At 39.0% G+C, this 25,928-nt stretch carries 23 protein-coding genes; 14 read left to right on the forward strand and 9 right to left on the reverse strand.

Features of this window, described 5'->3' with window-relative positions; translation table 11 throughout:
- The first annotated feature begins 7 nt into the window (after positions 1-7).
- From FGG79_RS04060 to FGG79_RS04090, 7 genes are all read left to right on the forward strand, one after another.
- Entirely contained in the window at positions 8-598 is a 591-nt protein-coding gene (locus tag FGG79_RS04060; protein ID WP_138776462.1) for a cob(I)yrinic acid a,c-diamide adenosyltransferase, read from the forward strand.
- Positions 588-1,073, forward strand: a complete 486-nt coding sequence (locus FGG79_RS04065) for an ECF transporter S component (protein WP_138776463.1) — start codon at positions 588-590, stop codon at positions 1,071-1,073. The genes FGG79_RS04060 and FGG79_RS04065 overlap by 11 nt, the downstream gene beginning before the upstream one ends.
- Positions 1,070-1,798, forward strand: coding sequence for an ATP-binding protein (locus tag FGG79_RS04070; protein WP_138776464.1), 729 nt, complete (start codon positions 1,070-1,072; stop codon positions 1,796-1,798). Before FGG79_RS04065 ends, FGG79_RS04070 begins: the two co-directional genes overlap by 4 nt.
- A gap of 161 nt (positions 1,799-1,959) precedes the next feature.
- Entirely contained in the window at positions 1,960-2,913 is a 954-nt protein-coding gene (locus FGG79_RS04075; protein ID WP_138776465.1) for an LCP family protein, read from the forward strand.
- Between the two features lie 460 nt (positions 2,914-3,373).
- On the forward strand, positions 3,374-4,219 hold the full coding sequence (proC, locus tag FGG79_RS04080; RefSeq protein WP_138776466.1) for a pyrroline-5-carboxylate reductase: 846 nt from the start codon (positions 3,374-3,376) through the stop codon (positions 4,217-4,219).
- A 119-nt stretch (positions 4,220-4,338) separates the two neighbouring features.
- The gene (proB, locus tag FGG79_RS04085; protein ID WP_138776467.1) at positions 4,339-5,454 is read left to right on the forward strand and encodes a glutamate 5-kinase; all 1,116 of its coding nucleotides are present in this window, start codon (positions 4,339-4,341) and stop codon (positions 5,452-5,454) included.
- 123 nt (positions 5,455-5,577) lie between these two features.
- Positions 5,578-6,840 carry a glutamate-5-semialdehyde dehydrogenase gene (locus FGG79_RS04090; RefSeq protein WP_138776468.1) on the forward strand — a complete coding sequence of 421 codons (1,263 nt, stop codon included), beginning with the start codon at positions 5,578-5,580 and terminating at the stop codon, positions 6,838-6,840.
- Between the two features lie 205 nt (positions 6,841-7,045).
- On the opposite strand, the gene FGG79_RS04095 is transcribed toward FGG79_RS04090, so the two are convergent.
- The 8 genes from FGG79_RS04095 to FGG79_RS04130 form a co-directional block, all read right to left on the reverse strand.
- Positions 7,046-7,792 carry a 3'-5' exonuclease gene (locus FGG79_RS04095; protein WP_138776469.1) on the reverse strand — a complete coding sequence of 249 codons (747 nt, stop codon included), beginning with the start codon at positions 7,790-7,792 and terminating at the stop codon, positions 7,046-7,048.
- On the reverse strand, positions 7,792-9,708 hold the full coding sequence (locus tag FGG79_RS04100; RefSeq protein ID WP_138776470.1) for a DUF294 nucleotidyltransferase-like domain-containing protein: 1,917 nt from the start codon (positions 9,706-9,708) through the stop codon (positions 7,792-7,794). Before FGG79_RS04100 ends, FGG79_RS04095 begins: the two co-directional genes overlap by 1 nt.
- A gap of 144 nt (positions 9,709-9,852) precedes the next feature.
- Positions 9,853-12,009, reverse strand: a complete 2,157-nt coding sequence (locus FGG79_RS04105) for an MMPL family transporter (RefSeq protein WP_138776471.1) — start codon at positions 12,007-12,009, stop codon at positions 9,853-9,855.
- Between the two features lie 187 nt (positions 12,010-12,196).
- On the reverse strand, positions 12,197-12,727 hold the full coding sequence (locus FGG79_RS04110) for a D-glycero-alpha-D-manno-heptose-1,7-bisphosphate 7-phosphatase (RefSeq protein WP_138776472.1): 531 nt from the start codon (positions 12,725-12,727) through the stop codon (positions 12,197-12,199).
- 154 nt (positions 12,728-12,881) lie between these two features.
- Positions 12,882-14,075 carry a class I SAM-dependent rRNA methyltransferase gene (locus FGG79_RS04115; RefSeq protein WP_138776473.1) on the reverse strand — a complete coding sequence of 398 codons (1,194 nt, stop codon included), beginning with the start codon at positions 14,073-14,075 and terminating at the stop codon, positions 12,882-12,884.
- Positions 14,076-14,196: 121 nt separating this feature from the next.
- The gene (locus tag FGG79_RS04120) at positions 14,197-15,033 is read right to left on the reverse strand and encodes an alpha/beta hydrolase (protein ID WP_171050792.1); all 837 of its coding nucleotides are present in this window, start codon (positions 15,031-15,033) and stop codon (positions 14,197-14,199) included.
- Positions 15,034-15,251: 218 nt separating this feature from the next.
- The gene (locus tag FGG79_RS04125; RefSeq protein ID WP_138776475.1) at positions 15,252-16,484 is read right to left on the reverse strand and encodes an aminopeptidase; all 1,233 of its coding nucleotides are present in this window, start codon (positions 16,482-16,484) and stop codon (positions 15,252-15,254) included.
- 412 nt (positions 16,485-16,896) lie between these two features.
- Positions 16,897-18,153: a helix-turn-helix transcriptional regulator gene (locus FGG79_RS04130; protein ID WP_138776476.1), complete on the reverse strand. Its 1,257-nt coding sequence runs from the start codon at positions 18,151-18,153 to the stop codon at positions 16,897-16,899.
- Between the two features lie 219 nt (positions 18,154-18,372).
- Between FGG79_RS04130 and FGG79_RS04135 the strand changes: the two genes are divergently transcribed.
- Positions 18,373-19,392 carry a threonine aldolase family protein gene (locus FGG79_RS04135; protein ID WP_138776477.1) on the forward strand — a complete coding sequence of 340 codons (1,020 nt, stop codon included), beginning with the start codon at positions 18,373-18,375 and terminating at the stop codon, positions 19,390-19,392.
- Positions 19,393-19,461: 69 nt separating this feature from the next.
- Here the strand turns inward: FGG79_RS04135 and FGG79_RS04140 are convergent, their stop codons facing one another.
- On the reverse strand, positions 19,462-19,797 hold the full coding sequence (locus FGG79_RS04140) for a YckD family protein (RefSeq protein ID WP_138776478.1): 336 nt from the start codon (positions 19,795-19,797) through the stop codon (positions 19,462-19,464).
- A gap of 131 nt (positions 19,798-19,928) precedes the next feature.
- On the opposite strand from FGG79_RS04140, the gene FGG79_RS04145 reads away from it, so the two are divergent.
- From FGG79_RS04145 to FGG79_RS04170, 6 genes are all read left to right on the forward strand, one after another.
- The gene (locus tag FGG79_RS04145; RefSeq protein WP_138776479.1) at positions 19,929-20,333 is read left to right on the forward strand and encodes a sporulation protein; all 405 of its coding nucleotides are present in this window, start codon (positions 19,929-19,931) and stop codon (positions 20,331-20,333) included.
- Positions 20,334-20,514: 181 nt separating this feature from the next.
- A complete protein-coding gene (locus FGG79_RS04150) occupies positions 20,515-22,254 on the forward strand; it encodes a carbon starvation CstA family protein (RefSeq protein WP_138776480.1) in 1,740 nt (579 codons plus the stop codon).
- Between the two features lie 450 nt (positions 22,255-22,704).
- Positions 22,705-22,962 carry a cory-CC-star protein gene (locus FGG79_RS04155; protein WP_138777578.1) on the forward strand — a complete coding sequence of 86 codons (258 nt, stop codon included), beginning with the start codon at positions 22,705-22,707 and terminating at the stop codon, positions 22,960-22,962.
- A 23-nt stretch (positions 22,963-22,985) separates the two neighbouring features.
- Entirely contained in the window at positions 22,986-23,966 is a 981-nt protein-coding gene (locus tag FGG79_RS04160; RefSeq protein WP_138777579.1) for an ArsA family ATPase, read from the forward strand.
- A 111-nt stretch (positions 23,967-24,077) separates the two neighbouring features.
- Entirely contained in the window at positions 24,078-25,328 is a 1,251-nt protein-coding gene (locus tag FGG79_RS04165) for a M24 family metallopeptidase (protein ID WP_138776481.1), read from the forward strand.
- Positions 25,329-25,647: 319 nt separating this feature from the next.
- Complete coding sequence (locus FGG79_RS04170) at positions 25,648-25,908, forward strand: metal-sensitive transcriptional regulator (protein WP_138776482.1); 261 nt, start codon at positions 25,648-25,650, stop codon at positions 25,906-25,908.
- Positions 25,909-25,928 lie beyond the last annotated feature (20 nt).

Here is a 25,928-nt window from a genome sequence, read left to right on the forward strand (position 1 = left end):
GAAGAATATGCAACTTTATACAAGAACCGGAGACAAGGGACAGACAAGCTTAATCGGTGGGAGAGTCTATAAGGACGATATCCGTGTTGAAGCGTATGGAACATTGGATGAAGTAAATTGTTTCGTTGGTCAGGCAATATCTGAACTTGATCATACTCTTTTTCAAGATATCTTAAAGGACCTGGAGACAATTCAGCATGAATTATTCGATTGTGGTGGGGACTTATCGAATGTATCAAAGAAAAAAAGAGTCAAGCTTCAGGCGGAATCTGTTCACACGTTGGAAGAGAAAATTGATCTCTTGACAGAGGAAGCTCCTCCTCTTGAAAAATTCATTCTGCCAGGAGGTGTGAAAGCATCTGCCAGTATTCATATTGCGAGAACCGTTGCAAGAAGAGCAGAGAGGTGCATCGTGTCATTATCCAAGACAGATGAAGATTTTCCAATAGTCACGTTGCAGTATGTTAATCGTTTATCAGATTACTTCTTTGCTTTAGCCCGGGTCATTAACCATCGCAGCAATGTAAAAGATGTGGAATACATTCGCAGTGCAAACGTATTTTCTAACGGAAAAGATCAAAAGAACAATGATAAATAATTTAAAGACACTACTAACGTTATCCTTATTCCTCGCTTTATCCGCTATTGGAGGAATGGTGAAAATCCCAGCCGTCATCGGATCGGTTGCTCTGGACAGTATGCCTGCATTATTGGTTGCTTCTTTATACAATGGAAGAAAGGGAGCAATCGTGGCAGGTGGAGGGCATATCATTTCAAGCATGTATGCCGGTTTTCCCCTTGGCCCGTTGCATATTCTCATTGCTGTTGAAATGGCTCTATTTGTGTGGTTGTTCGGATATGTGTTTTCTAAAGGAAAGCGGGTACTGGCTGCAGTCCTCTTCTTTATCGGAAATGGCGTAATGGCTGGAATTCCCTTTATCTTTATTCTGAGTCTTTCTTTTTATTTAGCAATTGTTCCTTCCTTAATAGTTGGGAGTTTGATTAATTTAACCATTGCTCATTTTTTATATCCTCCTCTTGTTTCAAGGCTCCCAAAGAGGGACATGGCATGACTTTGCATAGAGATGTTTTATCGATTTCCATCACTGACAATGAAGAACTGATTCTTGCATCGGACTGTAGCGGTGGAATAGGAAGAAAATCTGCTGATATGGTTCAGGTTGACCCTGAGATTGTCGGGTATTTCTGTCTTCGCGTAGCAGCGATGGAATGCTTGGCAGTAGGGGCAAGTCTGAAAGCAGTTCAGCTCATGAACTTTACCAGTGACTCTGTATGGGGGAAATATAGCTCCGGTGTGAAGAAAGGGTTGATTGAGTTAGGTTTAGGCGCTATCCCCATTACCGGCAGTTCGGAATCCAATTTCCTTCTCAAACAGTCCGCTCTTGGTGTTACATGTATCGGAATGCGAGAGAAGCATTCCGACGAAACGATACACGATGATCTTTCTTATGCTTTAATTGGTACACCACTAGTTGGAGATGAAGTCATGGCACATCTATCATCCGTGGCGCCACTACCCCTCTTTATGAGATGTATTCACCATTCTTCCATCATCGACCTTTTGCCGGTAGGCTCTAAAGGGGTACTTGCTGAGCTTTCGCTATTGATTGGGGAACCATTATCTAAAGGAGAGGTTACGTCGGTTCATGATGTGGAAAAATCCAGCGGTCCTTCTACTTCATTTATAATTTCGTATCATAAAGAAGCAGAAAAAGAGGTAAGGGATCTGACTGGTTCATATTTTCATTCCCTTCATCTTTATTCTCATAATAAATAAGTACTTTTATGGGTATTTGTGATAAAATAAATTTTCAACCAACTAGTATGGAGAAATGTGTTAGTTTATCCAACATTCTGCGATTGTCAATCTCATTTGGATAGCGTACCATTTCATACTATCATCGGTTACTCACGAATGTCATAAAAGTAGGTGAAGAAATGGATTCACGATTAGATCGCAAGACCAAAAAGAAAAAACGTGGAAGAAAAGTAATCTTGGTATTATTACTCCTTATTTTCAGTTTGCTCGGCTATGCCGCTTTTCAATTTTATAGTGGATATAAAATGGCTGGTGAAGACCAGATGCAGGAAGATTATAAATTCAATGGTGTAAAAGATGAGAACGGAAAGGTGAACATCTTATTATTAGGTGTTGATAGCAGGGGCGAGGAGAAGTCAAGGACCGATACGATGATGCTTGCACAAATCGATCCTAAAACGAATGAAACCAAACTCGTTTCTTTTATGAGAGATATATATGCAGAAATACCTGGATACCAGAACTATAAGCTGAATACCGCTTTCTATTTAGGTGGTCCTGAATTGCTCAGAAAAACGATAAAGCAGAACTTTGATCTTGATATTCAATATTTTATGATTGTGGACTTTAAAGGATTTGAACAGTCGGTTGATGTCTTAGCTCCTAAAGGTATCGAAATGGACGTTGAGAAGGCAATGTCAGAAAACATCGGAGTTTCTCTGCAACCAGGAGTCCAACAACTTAATGGGAAAGAATTATTAGGGTATGCGAGATTCCGTCACGATGAAGAAGGAGACTTTGGAAGGGTAGAAAGACAGCAAAAAGTCATTGCAGCCCTTAAAGATGAAGTCCTTTCCATTGGAGGGGTCACAAAACTTCCTAAGATGGCAGGTTCGATTCAACCTTATATCCAGACGAATATGAATAAGCTTGATCAAATTTCCATAGCAAAAGATATACTGCTTAGTAACAGCAGTGACATGGACAAGCTTACAATTCCCGTTAAAGGTTCATATGGTTTTGGTAGCTACAGTGGAGTAGGATCAGTACTCGAGATTGACTTCGAAGAAAATATTCAAGCTCTAAAAGACTTCCTGAATGGTAAGAGCTCTGACGAAGCTGCAACTGAATAATTATTGAAAATCCCGTTAAGCATTAATCGGCTTAACGGGATTTTTTTGCATGAAATTAGAAAACGGAATAGAAGCAACCCCCAAAACCGGTCTAACAGTATTCTAAACACTTTTCGATGTATGTACACTCAAATTCCAAAAATTAAAATTCTGATTATACGCTCTCTCGTCCTATATACAGCCTTTAGAAGGAATCTGACTAACATAAATGGGAATGATAACGCTTCCACTAGCTATTACGGCAGATTCCTAACTACTTCCTTTATTGCCCTTGATATCATCTATCAGCATGTTACGATTATAAACGTTGTGAACAAAGCACACGCCAATAAAGGCTTTTGGCAACATAATGTGATTATTTAACTATTAAATGAACCTTAAAAATGAAAATCAATTTAAAACAAAAAATGAAAAGTATTTTAAAAAAGAAAACTTAGTATACGATGAGGAGTGGATATGATTGTTAAAAAATAAAACGGTTGCTTTTCTAGGTGCAGGAAATATGGCAGAAGCAATGATTTCAGGAACTGTACAAAGTGGAAAGATTCCATCTGAACAAATTATTGTTTCCAATAGAAGCAATCAAGGAAGACTAGAAGAAATGAAAGCGAAATATGCTATCACCGCTTTAACAAAAGATGATCTACCCTTTAATGAAATTGACATTTTGATCCTTGCTATGAAACCAAAGGATATTGATAAAGCATTAGATTCCATTAATCATTTAGTAAGGAATGATACGGTAATCATGTCAGTCTTAGCTGGAATTACAACTTCTCATATGGAAGAACAATTGCCGGCTGGTCAATCTGTGATCAGAGTGATGCCGAATACGTCAAGCATGTTGAAGGAATCTGCCACTGCAATCAGTGCCGGAAGATTCACATCAAGAGAAGACATGAATAATGCAGAAGAATTATTATCTAGCATTGGTGAAGTGTTCGTCATTGAAGAAAATCAAATGGACATCTTTACTGGGATTGCCGGAAGTGGTCCTGCTTACTTCTATTATTTAATGGAGCACATTGAAAAGACTGGTGCCGAGGCTGGATTGGATCCAGCGTTAGCACGTAAAATCGGTGCTCAAACCATTTTCGGTGCAGCCAAAATGATGCTTGAAAGAGAAGAGTCACCAACACAACTAAGAGAAAATGTTACATCCCCCAATGGTACTACAGCTGCAGGACTTGATGCATTAGCTCAGTTCGGTGGAGGTAAGGCGATTTCAGAAGCAGTAAAAGGAGCAGAAAAACGTTCCAAAGAAATCAGTTCTTCCTTACAATCTAAGCAATTAGTCACAAGCTAAACCAAACATCGAAAATCTTACACCTCATATAAATATTACCAAATAAACAAGAAATACAGGTCCGTCTCTGCAAATAGAAAGAGGGGCAAGGGATGGACCTCTTTACTAGGAGTGATTGAATGTCCCAAGATAATAAGAAGAAACGTATCGTCATTAAGATTGGAAGTAGTTCATTGACAAGCTTACATGGAGAAATGAGCCGCAGAAAACTTGAGCGTCTTGTAGATGAAGTTGTCCGTTTAAAGGATGACGGTCATGAAGTATTGCTTGTTTCATCAGGAGCCGTCGCTGCGGGTTATCGTAAATTAGGCTGCTTGACACGCCCAAGCTCGCTACCAGAGAAACAAGCAGCAGCAGCTATTGGTCAAGGGCTATTAATTGAAGCATATTCTGATCTTTTATTTTCAAACGGATATGTCGCTTCGCAAATTCTAATCACTCGTAGTGATTTTTCTGATGAAGACCGATACAACAATGCACGAAACACGATTAATGTCCTGCTTGAAAGAGGAATCATTCCAATCGTGAATGAAAATGATACTGTAACAATTGATCGCTTGAAATTTGGAGACAATGATACACTTTCTGCCAAAGTAGCGGCATTGGTAGATGCGGATCAACTAATCATACTATCGGATATTGACGGTCTTTATGATTCTGATCCTCGCAAGAACCCTGATGCAGAACTGCTTGAAAGTGTAACTGAAATTACAGAGGATATTGAAGATATGGCAGGAGAACCAGGAAGTTCAGTAGGAACAGGCGGAATGCGTTCCAAGATAGATGCCTTCAAGATTACAATGGCTTCCGGCATTCCAGCTTTCCTTGGTAAATCCGGTTCTGCAAACATCATTTATGATGCTGTGCAACATACGGCAAAAGGAACCTATTTCGAATCGACGGAAGATTCGGTTAACCTTGATTCTAAGAAGCAGTGGATAGCATTCAACTCTGGTCCTGAAGGTGTAATTACCATTGATGCAGATGCGAAAGATCGAATCTTAGAACAGAAGCAAAGCTTAACCATCGATGATATTTACTCTGTGAATGGCCGATTCGACAAAGGCGCAGTCGTACGAATCCTTGATAACCGTAATGATGAAATTGGTTTAGGAATGGTCAATTATCGATCTGGCCAACTGAAAAATCCTACAGACATCAAAGCAGATGAAATCGTTGTAGAAGTCGACCACTTGGTATGTCATGTAGAAGTACCCATTCCGGTAGGAGTTTAATTTAGGGGTATCTTATTCCCCTTCCGATATGTTTTTTAGATTTAATAATAATTATTAGTGACATGCACGAAATATCATAAGAGTATATGAAAACAGCTTTTTAAACTAATCAGGAGGTATTTGATGACTTTAACTGCAGAAAAAACCGATGTAAAAAAACAAGCGATTCTTGCTAAGAAAGCTTCAAAAACACTAAGCTTGCTGACAACAGAGCAAAAAAATAAAGCACTTCATACCCTTGCAAATCACCTAGAAAACAATTATCAGGCCATTCTTGATCAAAATAAAATAGACCTTGAGAGAGGTAGAGAAAAAGGGTTCGAAGCTGCATTTATGGATCGCTTATCACTATCAAAAGAACGAGTAGAGGATTTTGCAAACGGACTTCGTCAAGTAGCAGACCTTGAAGATCCAACTGGGAAAATCGTTTCTGATTGGAAACTCGAAAATCAACTGCAAGTTCAAAAAGTGACAGTACCACTTGGTGTCATCGGAATGATCTATGAAGCACGTCCAAATGTGACAGTAGATGCTACCGGTCTAGCATTGAAATCTGGTAATGCCATTATTCTTAAAGGTGGTTCAAATGCCATTACGTCCAATAAAGCCATTGTTGATGTAATGCACGAAGCCTTAGAAAATACGGACATTCCTAAAGATGCCGTACAATTCATCAATACGACAGATCGTGAAGCAACAAATGAATTATTTACAATGAAAGAGCATATTGATGTGTTAATCCCGAGGGGTGGCGGTGCATTAATCAATGCTGTTGTGAATAATGCTACTGTACCAGTCCTTGAGACGGGTGTTGGAAACTGTCATATTTATATCGATAAAGATGCAGAAGTGGAGAAGGCATTAAACATCATGATTAATGCCAAAACGGATCGTCCGGCTGTATGTAATGCGGCAGAAACCGTTATCGTTCATGAAGAATGGTTTGAAAAGAATAAAGCTGCCTTTGTCGAAAAACTTAAAGCACATCAGGTTTCCATTCATGGAGATGAAAAAGTAGTTGCCTCCATTGAAGATGCGAAACTTGCAGGGGAAGAGGATTGGGCAAATGAATATTTAAGTCTTGATATTGCTGTTAAGATTGTCTCTTCTCTTGATGAAGCAGTAGAACATATTGAGCAGTATGGTACAAAGCATTCAGAAGCAATAGTAACGGAGAATAGTGAAGAAGCAAAGAAATTCATGATGCTTGTTGATGCAGCTGCGCTATATCATAATGCTTCCACTCGATTTACAGATGGTGGCGCGTTAGGTTTCGGTGCTGAAATTGGCATCTCTACTCAGAAACTCCATGCAAGAGGACCAATGGGGCTTCCAGCTTTAACGACTATCAAATATATGATGCATGGTACTGGTCAAATTCGATAAAATGAATCATAAAAAAACGCTTGAGGAATCAATCCTCAAGCGTTTTTTTCTTTGGATCTTTTCGGAAAGATTGTCGTTTTCTAACACAGGAGCTACAAAGGCTCTGACTATGAGTGAGTCCGATAGATGGTGACAGAGCTTACTAGTGAAAAAAAGAATGAATTTGTATCTTACTATTAAAGCTAAATTCGACCACTGCACACGATTATCCTAACTCTTCAAGTAAAAACTCGTGAAGTCCGCGGATTGTATGAACCTCTTGTTCATAACAGATCATCAAAAGTCTTTCGAATATCTCTGCAGTCATAATCGCATCATTTAAAGCATGATGACGAGTTCGGTTATCGATGTTGAATTTTTTCACAAGCGCATCTAAATAGCAATCGTCTCTAGCAAGTAGACCATTCGCCAAAGAGTAGGAGTCAACATACTCAGGATCAAAGAAAGGGAGTTCCCATTTATAAATCCGCTTCTGCAAAAAGTTAATGTCAAAGCTCGCAGGATGAGCCACAAGTATGGTGCCCTTACTGAATTCTAAAAACCTTTCCAAACCAACCGGTAACGTAACTCCATTTATAAAATCTTTTCGTCTTAAACCTGTAAATCGTTTGGTTTCCCTTGAAACCGTCTGGAGTGGATTAATAACTTGATAGAATGTATCGTTCCTTTGAACTTTTCCTTCCGTCACCTTTACGGCTCCAATGGAAATGATTTCATCCCCGACTTCAGGGAAGAAACCGGTAGTCTCCAGATCGAAAATTGTAAACGTACAATCGAATAAATGTTTTTTTTGAAGAGTTGGTTTTTCTTCTTCAAACTGTTTGAGAGTTCGTGCTAATTTATGATAGGATAACTTATCTTTTTCTCGTTTTACTTGATAGCGAAAGAAAAATTGATGCCATAGATAATATTTAAGAATGCGGAAGCCTACATGAATACCCACATTATCCATTAGACCACCCGGTTCCTATTAAAGCTGATTTCCATCACTTGCTGAAGTCGATTGGCAATTTGGATGGATTCTTTCAATTTTTGACGATCCTCTTTTGAAAGTGTTCGTACATCAATGTCATTGCTTAAAGGTTTCCCCTCACTTAGTTCAAGAAGATTTTGTTTCGTTCGCAGAGTTAAAAGGATGTGCATTGCTGTTTTTACATTTTCTGCATCCCGAGGGTGGAAAGCTTGAATTTTCTTAAGTGCTTGAACCCTTTTGATGGTATTTACTTCTTTAATTCCATATTTAACAGAATGAATGCGAATCATATTGACGATTTGTAAGAGCCCTGATTTCTTTATATTGAATAAATGATTTTTAGGTTTAAGGTTTACTCTTCCTAAAGGACCAACTGGAAGTTTGAATCGGAGCGCGTCCTTTCGTAGTAGCTGTTGCATGTTAAGGGAACGCTTCGATTTCTCAGCTAAATAATTTCTGATTTCATCTGCGATTGAATAATCTCCGTAGATTGGACGGAAATCATAGAACATCGTGATATTCTGGACTTCCTGAGCATCCATTTCATGAAGCCATTCATCAATTGCCTTTTTCCAATCTGTATAGGATCGCTTCCATTTTTGTTCTTTGGCCATAATTCCACCAGTACATTCTGGAAAACCACAGGCAGCAAGCTTTAGATTCAATTTTTCAGTGAATGCCTGAAAATAATGATCCACTCTTTTGAGGTCAGATAAATGATTATAATCATCAAGAATGATCCCATTATCCTGATCGGTATGGAAACCCTGTTCACTTCGTCCTTGGCTGCCCATTACAATAAAGCAATAATTGATAGGGGCAGACCCAAATCCTTCCTGACGCATTTCCTTTTCACACAATTGAATGATCTTCCGATGCAGGCGATCGTTATAGTTGGAAATAACCTCACATATATCGTAGCCAAAATTGTCTTGAGCAAGAAGGTCTTGAATGAACTGTTGAAAGGTTTCGCTCTTCACTGTTGCGAGCTTCACTAACTCATCAATCGTTAAAGCTTTTTGAATCTTATAGGAAAGATCCAGATAATTTGAATCCTGTATATTTAGAAATGATGTACTAGTGAGGATTCCGACTACACTATCATTTCGTATGATGGGTACGAAATCAACCTCTTCGTGTTTGAAGTATGAGAGTGCTTCATATGCAAAGGACTCGTCCCGGATCCAAAATGGCCGTTTCTTCATCCAATCCTTCACGGATTCAGAAATCGTCGGGTTAGTTATATAGGTCAGAATTTCACGTTGAGTAAGGATACCTTGCATTTTTTTCTTATGATCCACGACCACTAATCCGTAAGCATCTTGTTCTTTCATTTTTTTGGCTGCTTCCACAATCGTGGCATTCTCCTCAATGAAAGTAGGGCTTTCCATAAGAGTATGTACTTTTGTCCGGAATAAATTGATGTTCTCATCATCAGTTTCCGTAGCAGACTTCACCTTAATCTCGTCGTAAAGCGTCTTCATACGATTACCGATACTTTCAAAAATGATTTTTGAAAAATCATTGTTTTTCGTCATGACCTCTAAGATCCGGTCTTTTTGGATTCGAAACACAGTACAATCTTCTATGGCTTGAACTGAAAAGGTCATTTGTCCGCTTGTAAGCATAATCATAATACCGATTAAGTCACCCGGGTAATAGAAACGGAGTGAGTACTGTTTCCCGCTTGAGCGATGAAGGACATTCTTGGCAAGTCCGGAAACAAGAAAGTAAATATCAAGCTCATCCACTGTTTCATCTTCGTGAAAGAGAAACTCTCCTTTTTTGAAGGTGGTGTATTTAGATCCAGAGATAATATAATCTAATTGTTCAGTCGAAAGGACATCAAAAGGATAGTGATCTTGTATAATTTGTAATAATTCCTGCTGGTTCATCCAATACCTCCCGTTCACGCTAGTTCCATAGTACTTTAACATAGAATTCCCTAATTTAAAACGTTAAAACGGATCTCTTACTAGAAAAGTCACCCTGATGTAAGTCTTTCATCAGGGTGACTTTGGTAAATTTCCGATAAGTCTCTAAGAAGCTTTATGTGTTCTCAATTCCTGCTCTTTCTTCTTGGTAAAAGGCATCCACCAGTTCCAATCACCCAATAGCTTCATTAATGAAGGAACAAGTATCATGCGGACGATGGTTGCATCGATGAAAATGGCGATGGCAATCCCAACTCCGATTTGTTTTACTGGCATGACACCGGTGAAGGCGAAGGCACCCGTAATCACAATCATAATAAGGGCAGCAGATGTAATGATCTTACTGGTTGATGCAAGACCCTCAATTGTCGATCGGGTATTGTCGCCTGTTTCTTGGTAGATCTCATGAATCCTTGAAATAAGGAATACCTCATAGTCCATACTTAACCCGAAGACTAAACTAAATACCAATACCGGTAGAACGAGGGCGATATCAGATTCAGGAAGTCCAAAATGCCCCCCTTGGAAAATCCATACCAAAATACCGAATGTCGATGAAAGACTAATGATATTCATCAAAATGGCTTTCAATGGAATGATAATGGAACGGAATGCAAACATCAGGATTAAATAGGTAGATCCTAAAATAATTAGTAAACACAGACCCACTTTTTGATAGATTTCATCAAAGATTTCCTGATTGAACTTGACCTGACCTCCAAACAGGAGTGGATGACTCCATTCTTTATGACTCCATTTGCTCACTAATTCCTGAGCCTCAAATGATGATGGATTTATAGAAAGATGTAGAGGTATCAATGCTTTGCTCCCTTGAATAAATCGGTTTAAAGCAGGCTGAATTCCATCCTTTGTTTCTGGTTGCTGAAGAGCCCCGAATAACTGTTCCGGTGATCCAATATTCGTTGTGGAGAAAATCGAATCAACCGAAGTCACGGTGTCTTCTTTTTTTAATTCCGAAATGAGTTCGTTCAATTCTTGTAGACCTTCTTTGGTTACCCAGTTTCCTTTGCGTTCCGCGACAACATACACTGTACTACCTTCATTGGTATGGAACTCTTCTTGAATCGTATCCATTGCTTGGCGTGATTCAAACGTAATCGGTAATGCTTCGGAATCAGGAATTGCCAGGTTCATTGATCGAACTGGCAAAATACCGATCATTAATACCAAGATGGCTAGCAAGGCAAGCACAACAGGTCTTTTCATGATAAAGCCTGCATAAGTCTTCCACTTTCCGCCTGAATTTTCCTCTTGCTTGATGAGCATCCATTTATTAATGGAATTTCCCAGCAGCATGAGAACAGAAGGGAGGAGGGATAAAGCCGAGACAACAGCTAACAGGACGACAACCATACCTCCGATGGCGATTGTTTGGAAAATATCGATATCAATTAGCATCATCGCTCCTAAACCGATGAACACACACACAGCAGAAAAGATGATTGATCTTCCTGCCGTCTTAATGGTTGTCTGTATAGCTTCTGAAATCGACGTCTTGATTAATTCTTCACGATAACGATTAATAAATAGTAAAGAGAAATCAATACTTAATGCAAGACCGATCATTGGAACAACATTCAGCAAGAAGACGGAGAGCTCCATATGCTCTCCAATTAATGTAAGAATACCAAATGACGTCACGACCGTTACCATGCCGATTACAACGGGGACGATAGAAGCGATGGCAGAACCGAACGCAACTAATAAGACAAGCAGGGCGAACGGCAACCCAATCAATTCTGCTCTTTTCAGATCATCCTGACTCGCCTTGTTTATATCGGAACTAATAATGGACGCGCCTGTCAGAGACTGTCCAGGATTTTCCTTAATGAGTTCCTGTATCTCTTTTGTTTCAACTGATATATCTGATTGATCGAAGGATAAAACGGCATAAGCTAACTTGTCCTTCATTAATGTTTCATCTTGGATAGGAGATTGAATAGAAGAGGTGATTGACAGCTTTTCTACTTTTCCAAGTGTTTCTTTAATAGAAGTGTTGAAATCCACGTTCGATTGAGCATCTTGTTTTTCCATGAGCAGAAGGATGGAGGACTCAGGAAAATCGAATGTATTCGTTAATTCCTCATTAACTTTTTCAAATTGACCCTCTGTTCGGAAGCCGTCCCCACCCAATATAGAAGCTAAATCTGTGGCAAAATAACCAAATACCCCTGCGAGTATGACCCAGAATAAAATCACCCATTTATAAAATCGGGTAATCCCTTTACCTATAAGATTCATCTTTTTGACACTCCTCATTTCAATCTATCGAAAATCCTCCCAAAATCACTCTCATAACACTTGTAGGAAAAACGAATTACTAATTCAGTTTAATAGGTTCAGTGAAGTGGCGCAATAACAAAGTGTTACATATGGAGGAGAGTGGGTTTAGAAAAAAGGTGTCTCCGTTTAGAGACACCTTGATGACTTACTTATTGTTTACGATATACTCAGATGCTTTCAGTAAGTTTGGAAATATATAATTCGCATTATAGGAAGGAGAGGGACTGTCAGAAAGTAAGATAGTGGTGCATCCGGCTTTGCGGCCAGCTTCTATATCCACATCACGGTCGCCAATCATATACGAATGAGAAAGATCCACATCATACTTTGATGCTAGGTCGAGGAGCATACCGGCTTCCGGTTTTCTGCATGAACACCCCTCATTTGGTTTATGTACACAGCATGAAACCTCTTGAATGATTCCGCCTGCATTTTTAATTTCGTTGACCATGTAGTCATGGATGGAGTGGAGTTCTTCATGGGAAAGGTATCCTAAACCAACTCCGCCTTGATTCGTGACAACAAATAGAAGGAAGTCTGAATGGGAAAAGTTGTTTATGGCTTCGGTAACTCCTTCTAGGAAATAAAATTGGGATGGATGATTTACGAAGTTCACTCTTTCTGTTTTTACTTCATTAATTACACCATCACGATCAAGAAATATTGCTTTTTTCATCATTTTGCCTCCCTTTTCGATATAATTCACCAATGAATTCAATGTTTTGTCGTTTCATGCGGTTTCCGAGGAAATAATGACAGAGTATTCTGTCATTTGTATATGGAAATTAAATAGGGAGAGGGACGGACCTCTGAAGGTCCGTTCCTCCTTATTATTGTTTTCGGATGAAAACCACTTTTAAATAGTCACTCTGTCTGTATTGGCTTAGTGTTTTAAAATCTTCAGGAAGTGAGTATTCTTCGACTATTTTGTATTTCCCATTTGATTCTTTGAATGCTACATCAATAAAGCTTTTGAATTTCTTCATATTGAATGTGCTGCAGTTCGTTGATGCCACGATAGTACCGTTCTTTTCAGTAATGGCAATTGCTTCTTTCAATAAATCTTTATAGTCCTTAGCAGCACTGAAAGTATGTTTCTTGGAGCGTGCAAAGCTTGGTGGATCAAGAACGACAAGATCAAAGGAAAGTTCTTTTTTGACAGCGTATTTAAAGTATTTGAAGACATCTTCAACTATAATATTTTGAGCTTCATAGTCAATTCCGTTGATGCTGAATTGTTCAATCGTTTTACTTAAACTCCGATTCGCTAAGTCTACGCTAGTGGTTTCAATGGCACCACCGAGAGCTGCGAATACTGAAAAGGCTCCTGTGTAGGAAAACGTATTTAAGACTCGTTTTCCTTCTGAATACGCGTCGCGAATTCTTTTCCGTACTTCTCGTTGATCGAGGAATACGCCAACCATCGCTCCATCATTTAAATAAATGGCAAATTGCACACCGTTCTCTTTGACGAGAAGAGGGAAAGAAGGGCGAATACCTTCGACAAAATCATCTTCTTCCACGTATTTCCCATCTTGAGCGAACCTTTTTTTCTGGTAAATCCCTTTGTATTCGGTTAATTCTTTAATGCACTGAATCACATCTTCTTGAAAGGAATAAGCACCTTTTGAATACCATTGAACCAAATAATATCCGTCAAAGTAATCGATAGTGAAGCCTCCGAATCCATCGCCTTCACTATTAAAGACTCTGAATGCTGTTGTATCATCGCTATAGAAGAAGTGAAGTCGCTGGTTGATTGCAGCTTGAATCTTTTTATAAATCAATTCTTTGTCAATCAACTCTTGTTCTTTCCAGCTTAATAGCCAGCCGATTCCCTTGTTCTGTCTACCGTAGTATCCTTTCGCAATAAATTGATTGCGATTGTCGATTAGTTTCAGGATATCTCCTTCTTGTGCATTCTCAATAGATGTGGTCACATTTTCTTTATTTAAAAGGGGGTAGCCTTTTTTAAATTGTTGTATGTATGTTGGATTTGCTTTCACAATTCTTTCTTTTGTCATTCTTCTCATCCTAACCTTGAGGTATAGTCTTGTGTAGTATAGAACGTTACAGCAGTTTACGCAACTGCATAAAAAAACTTCCCCGTTCAGAATCGAAATTCGATTTGAACAGGGAAGAATCTTATTTGCTCCAAAGGAAATCGCCTACAAGTCGGTCAACCTTAATCGTTTCATGTAAACCGCTATGTGAAATCGATGGATCATATACAATCGTGGACTGATAGGGATTTCTTTCGAATAATGATTGACTTGCTAAAGCACTTTGGACATTTACTACATCATCCCCGGAACCTGCCACAGATAATACCTTTATATCAGGGGAAATGAGATTTCGATTCATATACATTTCCTTCAAAGCACGGGATTGGGGCTTCAAATCGATAACTGCCGCACCGGTATTGATTTGATCATAAGATTCCTTCGTCACACCAAGGAATGGGGTAGCAATCGTAATGAATTTATGTGTCTTAGGCACAAATGAACCATCGCTGGTATTTTCAAGATACTTTGTCGAAGCTAGGCCACCCATTGAATGGGAGACGATATTGACAGCCTGAACATCAAATTGATGGTGCAAAAGCTTCATAGCATTCTCAAGCCAAATCGCTTGTTTATCCAATGATGCATGATTATCTTCAAAAATGACCTGAACAAGTGGAGGAGAGGTAGGATTTTTAGGAAGTGTCCCTTTGTATCTGACGCTGCCTTTCTCAGATACTGTGATTTCCAGTGTCTTTTGTCCCCATCCATGTTGATTCTCAAATCGATCTAACATCGTCCTGAAGGAATTATAAGTCCCTTTGTATCCATGAACAAATACAGTAGGGTATTTTTCGACAGCAGTTAATGGCTTCTCGCTGGATTGTACGTTAGTCGTATGAAATATAGTATATAAAGTGAAGAAGCCGATAATGAGAAGGCCACTCCATATAAACGATCGTTTATAATTAACTGACAAGAAAATCGCTCCTTTAAAAGGTATACTACTATTGTAAATCATTCGTGAAGTATTGAATATGTTAAAAAAGAAATTTATTTGTCACATTCTATGTAAGTTTTTCCAATATTAGTTCGTGGTAAGGAGTGAATCTTTGATAAACAGTGTAATTTCCATAAGAAAAAGGCTTAAATGGAACATTTAAGCCTTCATCATTATTCTTCCTTATATCAAAAATATTAAACCCAATCACCAGCTTTAAAAATTGGTTCAATCGTACCGTCCGCTTTCTCACCATGAATATCCAATCCTTCGGAGCCGATCATGAAGTCGACATGGACCATGCTTTGGTTAAATCCGATTTTCTCTAATTGATCTGCTGACATCTTGTTACCACCTTCAATACATACGGAAAGGGCTCTTCCTAAAGCGATATGACAAGATGCATTTTCATCAAAAAGGGTGTTATTAAAAATAATGTTTGTATTGGAGATAGGGGAGTCGTGAGGCACTAGTGCAACCTCGCCTAAATAAGAAGCTCCTTCATCGGTTTCCAATAGATTCTTTAAGGTCTCATAGCCTTCCTCAGCAGTATACTCGACCACTTTACCCTCTTTAAAGGTTAAGCTGAAATCCTTTATAAGCGTACCGCTATAATTTAATGGCTTCGTACTTGATACAACACCATTCACTCCATATTTATAAGGAATCGTGAACACTTCTTCCGTCGGGAGATTCGGAACAAATGGGGTACCTTTATCATTTGTGAATTGGGCACTAATCCATTTTGTTTCTGGATGGAATTCGATTGTGAGATCTGTCCCTGGACCTTTATAATGAAGTTTTTTGTAGTGATTTTCATTTAAACGGTTCGCGTTTTTGTTCAGGTTCTCAATATGGGATTTCCATAGTTCAACAGTGTTTTCTTGATCTGTTCTCGTTGTGTAGAAAATGTTTTCCCATAATTTTTGAACAGCTTCTTCCTGATCCACTTCTGGGAAAACAGTCTGGGCCCACTCGACAGTCGGAATAGCCGCTATCAGCCAGCTTATTTTTCCTCCACCGATATAAGCTGAAAAATCTTTCATGGCTTCAGCTGAGGCTTTATTCAGCATCGCAACCCTTGAAGGATCCGTATCTCTTAGAAGAGAAGGGTTTGGTGCCGCTAAATTCAACAGTGCTACATTGTTCTCTGCCATTTCAATATAGCCTTTTGCCTTCCAATCAGGGAATGATTTCAACCCTTCTTCAGTGGACTCCTCTAAGCGGATTTTCTTTAGCTCTTCATCATGGAAATCGGTTAAGACGTTCACTACCCCTGCTTCGTATGCCTTCTTCGTAATCAGGCGCACAAATTCAAAAGATGTAACCGGTGCGGAAATTAAAAGTTCTTGGTCCTTTTGTAGATTTAATCCTACACGTACGATCAAATCTGCATATCTCTCTAAGTTTGTTTCAAATGCATGATTCACAGTAAATCCCCCTTAATATGTATTCATTAATAACTATATCTCTTTATTCAGAAAATTTCATTGATAAAGTTCTTTGAGTGGTTCTTTATAAAAGGGGTTTTGCTAAGTTTGTTGCTATTTTGGGATAGGGATCTTTTTTACTTGTATAGTAAACGTGTCCCTCATCATACTAAGAAACCCTGATTGATAAAGCCATGGCATTTACTTTGGAATAAATCAACTAACTTAAGGATAGAGCAAAATAAAAGAACTGGTCCTTAAAAAGGCCAGTCCCGATTGGAATTATAATGTACTAGAGAATGGTGGGAATTCTTCTTCATTGGAGTTGATGACGATGACTCCAGCTAATGCCATAACAGTAAGGCTAGAAATGATGAGTAATTGCTTGATCTTTTTCATTTGTTTCACCCCCTTATAAAATCACCATTTCCTCATAAATGGCATTGGCTTCATTGAGATAGAATGCTGCGAGCTTATATTTTCGAATCCCCTGATAATATTGCCCAAGGTATTTAGAGTGTTCAGCATATAACAGCTGAGATCCACTTTTCTTGAAAAAGGGCAAACTGTATTCTTTCATAAATGTCTCAAACTCGCTTGGGAAATCTTTCAGGGCAAATTGATAGTAGGATAATTGATAGAATTTATCCGGATACTTTTCTTTTGAACAAAGTCGTAAACCCTTAGGTAACCAGTAATGCACTTCTGAAAATTGTTTCATCTTATAATATTCTTTGACGAGAGAGAGGATAGAATAAAGCTGTCCTTCTTGATCAGACCCTTTTAATTCAATACTTTTCAAATAATGTTGGATTGCTTCGTCGCTTTTGTTCATAAAGGATTTTAAATAGCCTAGGTTTTGCTCCACCTTAGAATATAAAGACGTATACTGAATGGAGTGGGAAATGAAATTCGCCCATTCGTAATGTTTCATCGATTGCTCTATATAGCGTATTCTCCGATAGCAGATCCCTAATAGTAAATGGACTTCTGCACATCTCTTTTGGTAATATACTCCCTGGAAAATGGCGAGGGACTGCTCTCCGTAAAAAATGGCCAATCTGTACCTGTTCAATCGGGTCAAGACCAAACTGAAGAGATAATATAAATCCGCCTTTTCTTCTTCATTGACAACATTTCCTAGCACATAATAGGTTTCGGCTTCTTTCAGTTCTCCCTGCGCTTTATCATAGTCTCCTCTAAGATAATAATAGTTTCCCTTATATTTATGATAATAGAATTTTAGGGTATCCGTCAGTTCCTTATAATTGGATTGAATATGAATCATATGCTTCAAAGCTTGAGGGAGATTCACCTGCACTAATTGCCAGCGGAAGCAAAGAATCTGATAAAATAAATGTGGAATCAAATCATCTGTTTGTTCCAGATCCCTTTGGATGAGTTGATATGTAGTAAGGATTTCATCAGATTTATTCCAGAGTAATGCATGATTCCAGTTTTCGAGAAGTTTGTTCAAATTGGTTGGACTTTCCAGAAGGTTATTTACTCCCAAACGTTCACAAAGTAAATCGATGATGTCAGGTGAAGGGGTAACTTGATGGTTTTCTAGTTTGGATAGATAGGAAACAGAAATAATACCTTTTGATAACTCTTCTTGGGTTAACTTTCGTTTCAGTCTATGAAAACGGATTTTTGAACCGATTGTCATTGGATCTTCTCCTCTAGCAGGGCGATAGTCTCTGTCAGAAGGACAGATTATTAAAATAGTATCATAAATAAATGAGTAATGTTTCGAATATTCCTATAATTATAATTATTTATAGGTAATTGGTATGGTGTGGTTTCCGATTCTTTCATAGTGTCCCTTCTTTGTGTTTTTCTTTTGTTATAATGAAACCATTGAACTTTTAAGAGGAGGAATACCATCTTGATCGATTTACGAAGTGATACCATAACAAAGCCAACAGATGAAATGAGAAGAGCGGCATATGAAGCTGAAGTAGGAGATGATGTATATGGTGAAGATCCCACTGTATTGAAGCTTGAAATGGAAGCTGCCCGAATTCTTGGTAAAGAGGAAGCTTTATTTGTGACAAGCGGGACACAGGGGAATCAAATTGCCGTATTGACACATACACGACCAGGTAATGAAATCTTACTAGAAGCAAATTCACATATTTTCTATTATGAATCAGGAGCAGTTGCTGCGTTAGCCGGGGTTCAAACTAGAACGATTACTGGAATCGATGGTGCGATGGACCCGATAGAAGTAGAAGCAGCTATTCGTACAGAAGATCAACATTTTCCGGAAACAGGTTTGATTTGTTTGGAGAATACTCATAACCGAGCCGGAGGAGCCATCGTATCACCAGAAAATATGAAAGCCATTCATTCAATGGCAAAGAAACACGACATTCCTGTGCACGTAGATGGTGCAAGACTCTTTAATGCTGTGTCAGCAAGTGGGAGAGATGCCAGAGATTTCACTGCTTATTGTGATACCGTTCAAATATGCCTTTCAAAAGGGCTGGGTGCTCCAATAGGATCGATTATTGCAGGTGATCATGCCTTTATTACCCGTGCAAGAAAGTGGAGAAAACGATTAGGTGGGGGATTGAGACAAGTAGGAATGATTGCGGCGCCAGGATTGGTTGCACTAACCACCATGAGAGAACGATTATCGGAAGATCATGATAAAGCAACTATCTTAAAGGAAAGCCTGACTGAATGTAACGGAATAGACGTCATCAATCGTGTAGATACAAATATTGTAGTAGCTGATGTATCAGGAACTGGGATGACTTCTGAGCTGTTTGTTGAAGACTTAAAGAAAAAGGGGATATTGGCCGTAACCTTTGGCCCGACTCTTGTCCGCTTCACTACTCATTATGATGTATCAATGAAGGATATCAACAATGTGGCAAAAATCCTCCAGTATGGGCATTAGCAGGTGATGGATTGCCCATCTTGTAAATAGATTCGGAAGGGTAGGCAATGCCTGTCCCTTCCGAATCTGTTACTCTTTCGTATCTAGTTGTTTTCCATGATGTGGATGAGGATGCCATCTCATCATGTAGCCATTTTCTTTTAGTTTTTGATGTTTTTCTTCCATCATGTTAAGAACTTTCTCACCCTGTTCTTTGGAAAAAACACCATACTCGACGTATTTCTTCACAAGTTCTTTCTTTGTCGAATACATTTGCTCGTGTAATTTTCCAAGCTCAGCTTTTTGTTCTGCCGTTAGATTCACCTTTTGACCAGGTGCTTGACCCTCGCCTTCTGCATAAGCAAAGGTGCCTAAACTAAAGCTGATCATCAAAACAGCTAATAACGAAATAACCATTTTTTTCATTTTTCATTCCTCCTGTTCATTATGTCTCCCATATTCTTTGCGAATAACTAGCATAATATGTAGGAGTAGACGTATAAGAAGGGAAATTGATAGTATGAATAGAAACAATGATATAAATTGGGGGTTAAAAGATGTTTAATAAGTTTTTATCGAGTATCGGAATCGGACACGTCAAAGTAGACACCATCGTACATACGACTGAGATCTCATCAGGAGATCTGATTAAAGGTGAAGTCGTCTTGAAGGGTGGCATGGCTGATCAGCCCATCAATGAAGTTCGCTTATTGCTTCTCCACAAATATGAAGAAGACAAAAAGGATAGCGATTTCTCCTATCATGAAAAGGAGATGGACACGATTGCCTTTGACAAAATCGGTACGATTCTTGCAGGTGAAGAAAAGCGGATCTCATTTGAACTCCTTACAAAGTCCAGTCATCCGAGAACCACCGATACAGACCAAACGATTTTACGAACAACCGTTGACATACCTCAAGCCGTTGATCCAACTGATGAGGATAGTATATTTGTCCGATAAATCCATATGAGTACAGGTAGGTTCATTTAATGAATCTGCCTTTATTTTTTATGCATCAAAAGGAGTAAAAGTACTTATTGAAATCCATAAAAACCCATTGTAGAATATAGTAAGCGTATACATTCAAAAAATTCAGATTTTTAAATGTATATGCATCCAAACGAATTTAAGGAGGAATTAGATGGGTGGAATATGGTTAGCGGTAATTGGAGGCATTGTATTTTTATTAGGATATAAATATTATTCCAAGCTTATTGCAGAAAAAGTGTACAGACTTGACCCGAATTATGTGACACCAGCACACCAATACAAAGATGGTGTGGATTTCGTTCCAACGAATAAATTTGTCCTCTGGGGTCACCATTTCACCTCAGTGGCCGGAGCTGCACCAATCGTCGGTCCGGCCATAGCTGTATATTGGGGATGGTTGCCAGCATTTTTATGGGTGATTTTTGGTACTGTGTTTGCAGCAGGGGTCCATGATTTTGGCACACTAGTCCTTTCAGTTCGAAATAAAGGACAATCTGTCGGTACTTTAGCCAATAAACTTATAGGGAAAAGAGCAAAGGTGCTATTTTTATTTATTATTTTAATTCTCGTATTAATGGTCAATGCGGTATTTGCTTGGGTCATTGCCAATTTATTCATTACGTTCCCAGCAAGTGTGTTGTCGGTGTTCATCCAGATTCCACTGGCAGTATGGATTGGCTATTCGGTTTACAAAAAGAATGGAAGTATGCTTATTCCTTCTGTCATAGCCCTTGCTGTGATGTACCTATCAGCTGTCATCGCAAGCCGGGTCGAATTTCTACAAATTGATTTAGTTCGTTACTTTGGGGGGCAAGACGCATCCTCACTCTTTGGTTTAAGTTCAACGAGTATGGCCTTCATGATTTGGATTGTTATATTAATGATTTATGTTTACATAGCTTCAATCCTTCCTGTTTGGAAGCTATTACAACCACGTGATTATATCAATTCGCATCAATTAATCGTCGGACTTGGTTTACTCTATCTCGGTCTATTGTTTACCAATCCTAAAATTACGGCCCCTATGACGAACGGTTCAGCAGATGTATCGTGGTTTCCTTTATTATTTATTACGATTGCATGCGGTGCCATTTCCGGATTTCACGGATTGGTTTCATCCGGTACCTCTTCCAAGCAACTAAATACAGAGGCGGATGCCCGCTTTGTTGGGTACTTAGGTGCAGTCGGAGAAGGTGCACTTGCATTGGTTGCAATCATTGCATGTATTACATTTTTCCCGAATGTGGAGGAATTTAAAGCAACCTACAGCGGCTTTGCCGCAGCAAGTGGAGCAGGATTGGGCGTATTCATTAAAGGAGCGGGACAACTTGCTACAGGTGTAGGTATTCCAGCGGATATTGCAGCAACGATCGTTTCCGTCATTATTGTGAGCTTTGCCGCCACCACATTAGATTCATCTGTTCGCCTAATGCGTTACATTATTGCTGAATTGGGCGAAGAATATAAAGTGCGATCATTAACCAATGCCCATATTGCCACTACAGTAGCTGTAGTATCAAGTGCGGCATTAACCGTATTGCCTCAGGGTCCAAAAGGATTTGGTTCTGGAGGATACCTTCTATGGCCATTATTTGGTACATCAAATCAATTACTTGCAGGGATTAGTTTACTTCTGATCACCATCTGGCTTAAACGCCAAGGGAGAAATTACTTTGCTACTTTAATTCCAATGGTATTCCTAATGTTTATGACATTATGGGCGATGATCAATCAAGTTGTGTTTGAATGGTCAGGAATCGGGGATTCAGAGGGGAATATGCTTCTATTCATCTTTGGGAGCATCATTTTGATTTTCACCCTGTGGATACTCATAACAGCGGCATCCTCACTGTCTAAAAAAGGGGATGACCCCTCTCAGTTCTCTGCATAGATGGGAATAAGAGGACTCAAATCGGGTCCTCTTTTTGTTAAAGAAATCAGAAGGAGGGTTAGATATGATAGAAGTGATGATGATCCGTACAGAGTTGGAAGTCGGAATGGGCTGATGTGGTGGCCTTAGTGGTGACGGGTAGCAAGATTTCTCACATCACCATCACGAAAGAAGCTCCCTTGCAAAGCTCTACCGTGAATCCTTCGAGCAATACGGGATGGCTGTAAACATTATTTACTGTGATCCCAGAAACATCCTATCGATTCTCTATTATTTAGGAAGACAGGTGGGAAGGAAACAGATTTCCCTATACACTGTATGCTACTCTCTTCTTTTCTCTATTAAGAGGGAAGCTATTTTCATCAATGGGCATTTCCTTACCGACAATCGACAGTACCATGCAAGAATCAAAGACTTTCTTTAAAGGGGGAATCAGGAATGGATACATCAATGAAAGAAAAGTTCAAACGGGTGATAGAGCTTTACGATGACATGATCCGCCTTCCACACAAGACCGAAATAGCGAGAGAATTGAGGGATGAAGATGATTTATTCTTATTGCTCATATACTCTGATATGCTCGGCATTCCAAATCCCGTATACTATTACACCCTTGAGCTTTATCCATATATAATTGAAAAATTTCATGATTGGCATTTAAGGATGGGGATGGAGCACTCTCCTCTGGACGGTATGAGATGTTGTTAGTAAAAGGAAGCGGGGGTGACGGCATGAATGAATTAAATCAACAGTCCATTTTATTTGTAGGAGGAAAAGGGGGTGTGGGAAAGTCAACGACTGCCTCTGCACTGGCTGTGATGTTTGCGAAATTGGGAAAGAAGACATTAATTATTTCGACAGATCCGGCCCATAACTTGGGAGATATTTTCCACCAGGAAATCAACGGAATCAAAACACCTTTACTTGAAAATTTATGGGGAATAGAGATTAATCCAGACGCAGAAACACATCAATACATTAAAGAAGTGAAAGGGAATCTTAAGGGAATGGTTAAGGCTACCATGGTAAATGAGGTACACCGTCAAATCGATATGGCCGCCTCTGCACCTGGTGCAGAAGAGGCTGCGTTATTTGATCGGATCGTTTCAATTATTCTTAAAGAAAGTAAGGACTTTGACAAAATCATTTTTGACACCGCACCTACCGGTCACACGATCCGCCTATTATCTCTTCCGGAACTAATGGGGGTATGGATGGATGGAATGTTGGAAAGAAGGAAAAAAACAAACAAGAATTATTCGCAGCTTTTAAATGATGGAGAGCCGGTTGACGACCCTATTTATGATATTTTGCAAACGCGACGTGAAAAGTTTTCTAAAGTAAGGGAAATTCTACTGGATCAAAATAGAACAGGCTTTATCTTTGTACTCATTCCAGAAAGACTTCCGATTCTTGAAACCGAGAAAGCGATAGAATTAATGTCCAGACATTCCTTGCATATAGGCGGCCTCATTATCAATAAAGTCCTTCCTCAACAAGCTGATGGTGAATTTTTGAAAAAAAGAAAGCATCAGGAGGAAGTATATTTGGAATTGATGAGAGAGAAATTCTCAGCACAAGCATTATATCGTATTCCTCTAATGGAAGAGGATGTCTTTTCGTTGCAACATCTTGAGACATTTGCTGACTATCTACAAAAGGAATTATATTTGGAAGAAGGAATCGTTAAGAATAAATCCTTACATAGGTGATTCAGAATGACCATTGTGGAGCTACCTCAATGGTCATTTTTTTGTTATTGAAGGAATTGTGATTTTTTTGTCGAAGGATTAATAAAACTATGGAAGTAGAGGGTGATATATATGAACAATAAGAAGAAATCATTATCGGTCATTCTTCCCCTAAAGAAAAGAGAAGAAACCCAAAATCGTTGGTTATTTCATCGACTTAATACCCTATTGCCTTCTATTATGAAAAAACACAATTTAAATATGTGGATTGTAGTAGGAAGAGAATATAATGAAGACCCTATATTGAAAAGTTTATATCCTGCAGGGGTAGATGGGTCAAGGAGATTGACAATCCTGGTTTTTTATTTAAAGGAGGGACAAGTCAATAGATGGGTGCTTCACCCCAATCCTAACTTTGAACCATTTTATGAAAGAATATGGAATCCAGTAGAATGTGATCAATGGGAATGTCTTAAACAATTAGTGAGAGAAGTTAACCCTGATAAGATCGGATTGAACTATTCTTCTATATTTGCTGCCGGTGATGGATTGAGCCATTCTCATTATCAACAATTGAGCATGCTGCTCGATGAGCATTCACATGCATTTGTTTCGGCACAGCCCCTTATTGTCGACTGGCTATCGATAAGATCGTCAAAGGAACTGATGGCTTATCCGTCCATTGCAGAACTTGCAAGGGAATTGGCAGAAGAAGCCTTATCAAGAGCGGTGATTCATCCTGGTATCACAACGACAGAAGACGTAGTTGATTGGATACGCCAACGAGTCCTGGATTCAGGATTGGAAACCTCTTTTTATCCTACAGTGGATTTACAAAGAAAAGGATCAGATATGGACCGTTTGGAAGACGAAATTATTAGGTGTGGGGATATTGTTCATTTGGATTTTGGAATTCGTTACTTAGGACTTGCAACAGATACACAACAGCTCGCTTATGTTCTCCATCCAGGGGAGGAGGACGCACCAGAAGGACTTCAATCCGCATTGGAAACTGCCTTGCGACTCGAGGACATAATAACTGAAGAAATGAATGTCGGCAAAACGGGGAATGAAGTATTTGAAAGGGTAATGAAGAAGGCAAGAGATGAAGAAATTGAGGCGATGCTCTACTCCCATCCGATAGGGAACCATTGTCATGAAGCAGGTGCTCTAATCGGTTTATACGACCAACAAGGATATGTCCCTATCAAAGGTGATCTGCCACTGACACCCAATACATGCTATGCCATGGAATTCAATATAAAACAATTCATTCCTGAATGGGGTCAGATTGTCCCCATCTATCTTGAAGAACCTGTTGCTTTCATTCAAAATCGCCTTGAATATATGGCAAAAAGGCAAACTGAATTCTATTTGATTTAATGACATACAAATAAGGGTATGCAAAAAGACTGATTACCATGATTTGTGGTGATCAGTCTTAACTATTGAACTATTGCTCCTCACCCACTGATTTTATATAACTCGTGTAAAATTATGGAGCGTTCCTTTCCGCTCCAGGCACTTGCTTTGATAGCACTCACTCATAGACAGAGCCTTGGCAGCTCCAATGTTAGAAAACAACAATCTTTACGAAAAAGATCCTTTAAAAAAAGTTTAAATACAACCTTGACTTTATACCTCATAGGGTATATTATTGTAGTTGTAGCAAGGAATCAACAAGCCAATTGGAGGTGTCTTTATGGATTACAATTCACAAATCAAGAATCGGATTAAACGAGTTGAAGGGCAGCTCCGGGGAATTGTCAGAATGATGGATCAGGGGGATGATTGCAAAGATGTGATTACACAGCTTTCCGCAGCCAAAACAGCTCTGGATCGTTCTGTAGGCTTGATTGTTAGCATGAATCTTGTTGAGTGTGTAAAGGATTCACAAGAAACCGGTGAAAACACTGAGGAGCTTGTAAAGGAAGCAGTCAATTTATTGGTGAAGAGTCGATAATAAAAGATTGACACTATTTT

Source organism: Bacillus sp. BHET2 (genome assembly GCF_005938125.1).
Classification (GTDB): Bacteria; Bacillota; Bacilli; order Bacillales; family Bacillaceae_B; genus Rossellomorea.